Source organism: Bacteroides sp. 51 (genome assembly GCF_010500965.1).
Classification (GTDB): Bacteria; Bacteroidota; Bacteroidia; order Bacteroidales; family Bacteroidaceae; genus Bacteroides.
This window is the reverse complement of record NZ_QVMI01000097.1, coordinates 461-1,885: the sequence shown is the minus strand read 5'-3', so window position 1 is coordinate 1,885 and position 1,425 is coordinate 461. Positions and strand designations below refer to the sequence as shown.

At 55.6% G+C, this 1,425-nt stretch carries 1 protein-coding gene; it reads right to left on the bottom strand.

The annotated features are described in order from the left end of the window. Positions 1-1,425, bottom strand: a 1,425-nt coding sequence (locus D0T87_RS23660; RefSeq protein ID WP_163178631.1) for a DUF3575 domain-containing protein, incomplete at both ends; no start/stop codon positions are given.

Below are 1,425 nucleotides of genomic sequence, written 5' to 3'. Positions count from 1 at the left end.
CCGGCCTCCTTGTTTCCTTCCGCCTGTGCCCGGGCGAAGCAGTCGGCTGCCCGCTTCATATCCTTTTCCAGGTAAGCCAGTATCCCGGCATTGTTCCACCAGGCGGCGGTGCGCTGGTTTACCCGCGCCAGGTAACGGGCGGCCGAAGCGGCATCTTTGCGCGCCAGCGCGCTGGCAGCGGCATTCAGACCCGCTATATCATCCCCAGGGAAGAGCCGCGCTGCGGTTTCAAAGACTTCGTTAAAAGCAGCGGTGCCCGGCTCATAAGTGTTCGCAATCAGGAACATCTCGTTTAGGGAGAGGTTACCCGGGTTACGTTTGAACACTTCTTTGCCTTTTTCTATGGTAAAAGGGGCAACGGTATAGTGCAACTGGTAGTCTGTGCGGCGGAGCTGCGGGTAGATGTTTTCCAGTAGGTAACGGTAGGCGGAGCCACCGTTCAGGGCTTTCAACCGTCCTTCGGCTGCATCATAATCGGCCGCACCGGCACGAATAATTTCAAGCAGGGCATACTTATCCTGCATATAAGACTGGCTGACCAGTGTATCGAGCATCGCCCAGTCCTCACCACGCCCACTAACCGAGAACAGACTTTCGGGGAAGCCATACAGGGCTTTGATCTGTTTCTTCAAAGCGTCGGCACGTTTGCCCGAGAGGGTAAGGTTAGACCCATAGCCGCCTTCGGGGGAAGCGTAGCCGGCTATCCGGATACCGGTGATGTTGGCATCAGGGTCTTTCCTTACCGTTTCAATCAGCGTATATATCTTTTGTAGTTCCGCAGCATTGTCTTTATACCCAGGCGTGATCTCTGAGCGGCCGGCGGCAAAGTCCAGATAGGCTTGCCCGGCTTCATTGCGGTGTTTCACAGCTTCCGCTTGCGGGGTAACGAAGCTGGCGGTAAACTGCGGTTCGTAAGCTATTGTATGCACCGGAGCAGGGGCAACAGGTGTCTGTACCGGTGCGGCAGCAGCCGGTTTCTTCTTCCCGCCAAAAGTATAGATCAGCGTAATGCCTGCTTTGGTGGGACCGAAATAGTTCTTCTTTCCACTGCCCAGGCGGTCGCCACATGTACCACACGTGTATTTATCATAATCCAGGTGGGCATACCCCAATCCCAGAGTGGCCTCCATCCCCAGGTGGCGCGAGAAATTCCAGCGGTAGCCATAGCTGGCACCGATTCCCGCGCCCCAGCCCTCGTAACGGCTGTCGGCCATATTCCGCGAGAAAGGACCATCAGGCAGGCGGCTCATATTATAAAACGCATAATGCGCATGCACACCAAAGAAATGCCCCTTAAATGTTTCGGTGGTCCACCACCGAAACTCTGGTTGCACCAATACATGTTTCCACTTCCTGTTTCCCGAGAATGTCCACGGGTTCCAGTTCACCGGCAGTTCAAACGAGGTACGCTCCCCGGTACGGAAC